Source organism: Paratractidigestivibacter sp., from assembly GCF_052362415.1.
Lineage (GTDB): Bacteria > Actinomycetota > Coriobacteriia > Coriobacteriales > Atopobiaceae > Paratractidigestivibacter.
Genome location: NZ_DAWEMK010000029.1, coordinates 2146 through 5002 on the forward strand (window position 1 = coordinate 2146; position 2857 = coordinate 5002).

The window sequence follows — 2857 nt, forward strand, 5'->3', positions numbered from 1 at the left end:
CTCCATCGTCTCGGACGTGGCCGGCACCACGCGCGACGCCATCGACTCGGTCATCGAGTGGAAGGGCCAGACCATCAAGCTCGTCGACACCGCCGGCATGCGCAAGAAGAACCAGGTCCACGAGGACGTCGAGTACTACAGCATGGTCCGCGGCCTGCAGGCCATCGACCGCTCCGACGTCGCGATGCTCGTCGTCGACGCCACCGTGGGCGTGACCGAGCAGGACCAGAAGGTCGCCGGCATGGCCATCGACCGCGGCTGCGCCGTCATCCTGCTCATCAACAAATGGGACCTCGTCGAGACCGAGCGCCAGCGCGACGAGATCGTCGCCTCCATCAACAAGCGCCTCGCGTTCGCTCCCTGGATCCCCTACGTGAACATCAGCGCCCTCACCGGCCGCGCGACCGACAAGGTCCTCGAGCTCGCCGTCAAGGCCGCCAACGCCCGCAAGCAGGAGATCCGCACCGTCGACCTCAACAAGCTCCTCGCCGAGATCGCCGAGTCCGGCCACACCGTGTCCGACAAGGGCCGCAGGCTCAAGATCAAGTACGCGACGCAGACCGGCACCAAGCCGCCCGTCTTCAGTTTCTTCTGCAACGCGCCCGACCTCGCCGACGACAATTTCCCGCGCTTCATCGAGAACCGCATGCGCGCCCGCTTCGACCTCACGGGCACGCCCGTCCGCCTGAAGTTCCGCCGCAAGACCTCTGACGGGGGCGACCGCTGATGACGGAGCCCAGCATGCCGGCGCTCATCGCCTGGACCGTGGTGTTCGCGCTCGGCGCGTACGCCGTCTGCGGCGTCCCCTTCGGCCTCTACATCGCCCGCGCGCTCGGACACGTCGACGTCCGTCAGACCGGCTCAGGCAACATCGGCACCACCAACGTCGCCCGCAGCGTGGGAAAGAAGGCCGCGGCCCTCACGCTCCTGTGCGACCTCGGCAAGGGCCTCGTGTGGATGCTCTTCTCGCGCTTCATGCTCTCGCTCATCGTGTTCGGCCAGGCGGGGTTCGCCCCTGAGCTCGGCTATGCGACGCAGCCCGGCATCGCGATGTCCGTGATCTATCTCGGGTGCGTCTTCGGCCACGTCTTCAGCCCCTACCTCGATTTCCACGGAGGCAAGGGCATCGCCGTCGGCTTCGGCGCGGCGCTCGGGCTGTGGTGGCCCGTGGCCTTGGGGCTGCTCGTCGTTTTCATCGCCTTCGCCGTGCCCACGCGCTACGTGAGCTTGGGGTCTGTGGCCGCCGCCGTTTCCCTGCCCATCCAGTGCGCGCTGTGGGGGTTCCCGCTCGAGTCGGTCGTGACGATCGCCGTCGTCGCGGCCGTGGTCGTCTGGGCCCACCGCGCGAACATCCGCAAGCTCGTCGCCGGAGAGGAGCGCAAATTCGCGTTCCACAAGGAGGGCGATAAGTGAGCGCCTCCTGCCGCAAGGCCTGCGTCGTGGGCTCCGGTTCCTGGGGCACCGCATTCACGGGGCTCGTCGCCCCCCACGTCGACGAGGTCGCTCTCTGGTGCCGAAGCGAGGAGGTCGCCCTCGGCATAGCCGAGACCGGGCGCAACCCGCGCCACCTCACGGGCTATGAGCTTGCGGCCAATGTGCGCGCGACGAGCGACGCAGCCTCCGCGCTCGATGGCGCGGGCCTCGTGGTGCTCGCGCTCCCCTCCGCGCACCTGCGCGCGACCTGCTCCCGCATTGCGGGATCGGTACCCGAAGGAGCCACCGTCGTCGTGCTCACCAAGGGCATGGAGCCCGGCACGCACAAGCTCATGCTCGACGTCGCCGCCGATGAGCTCGGCGGCGCGGGGCGGATGGCCGTGCTCTCGGGCCCGAACCACGCCGAGGAGATCTGCCAGGGCCAGGTCTCCGCCGCCGTCGTCGCCGCGAACGACGCGCAGGTCGCGGCACGCGTCCAGGAGCTCGTATTCTCCCCGTCGTTCCGTGCCTATGTCTCGGGCGACGTCACCGGCGTCGAGGTGTGCGGCACGGTCAAGAACATCGTGGCCATTGCCTGCGGCCTCGCCGCAGGGCTTGGCGCGGGCGACAACACCCTCGCCGTCCTAATGACCCGCGGCATCGCCGAGATCGGCCGTATCTCGGCCGCCCTGGGCGGCGACCCGCTTACCCCGATGGGCCTCGCGGGCATGGGGGACCTCGTTGCGACCTGCACCTCGGAGCACTCCCGTAACCGCACTTTTGGCGAGGCGCTCGCGCGCGGCGAGTCGCTTTCCGACTACGAGTCTCGCACCCGCATGGTCGTGGAGGGCTCCCGGGCCGCAATGAGCGTGAACGAGCTCGCGCTCGTTCGCGGCATCGAGGCGCCGATCACCGCCGCCGTGCATGGTGTCCTCGTGGACGGCGTCGACCTCGACTCCGCCAAGGCGTCTCTTCTTGGTAGACTTCCCCGCGAGGAGTTCTACGGCATGACGACCCCGGCCGGAAAGGAATAGGATGCAGAGCCAGATCAGAATCGCCACGTCGGTGCTGTCCGCCGATTTCGCCCGCCTGGGGGAGGACCTCGCCGAGATATCGTCCGCCGACTACGTCCACTACGATGTGATGGACGGCCACTTCGTCCCGAACATCTCGTTCGGGCTCGACATCCTCAAGGCGACCAAGCGCTCGACCGAGCTCCCCGTCGACGTGCACCTGATGATCTCCAACCCCGACCAGATGGTCCCCGCCTTCCTCGACGCGGGCGCGGACAACGTGACCTTCCACATCGAGGCCACCGACCACGCGAACCGGCTCATCCAGCTCATCCACGCTGAAGGGCGCATGGCGTCTGTCGCAGTGAACCCCGCGACCCCCGTGTGCCTGCTCGAGGACGTCATCGAGGACGTCGACATGGTCCTCGTCA

At 68.2% G+C, this 2857-nt stretch carries 4 protein-coding genes; all 4 read left to right on the forward strand.

Annotated elements, in window-relative coordinates; all coding sequences use genetic code 11:
• Nucleotides 1-727, forward strand: a 727-nt coding sequence (locus tag ACT84W_RS04450) for a GTP-binding protein (RefSeq protein ID WP_444328342.1), incomplete at its 5' end; no start/stop codon positions are given.
• A 14-nt stretch (nt 728-741) separates the two neighbouring features.
• On the forward strand, nt 742-1413 hold the full coding sequence (locus ACT84W_RS04455; RefSeq protein ID WP_444328343.1) for a glycerol-3-phosphate acyltransferase: 672 nt from the start codon (nt 742-744) through the stop codon (nt 1411-1413).
• Nucleotides 1410-2447: an NAD(P)H-dependent glycerol-3-phosphate dehydrogenase gene (locus ACT84W_RS04460; protein WP_417576632.1), complete on the forward strand. Its 1038-nt coding sequence runs from the start codon at nt 1410-1412 to the stop codon at nt 2445-2447. The genes ACT84W_RS04455 and ACT84W_RS04460 overlap by 4 nt, the downstream gene beginning before the upstream one ends.
• Nucleotide 2448: 1 nt before the next feature.
• The coding region (locus tag ACT84W_RS04465; RefSeq protein ID WP_444328344.1) for a ribulose-phosphate 3-epimerase at nt 2449-2857 on the forward strand (409 nt) is incomplete at its 3' end.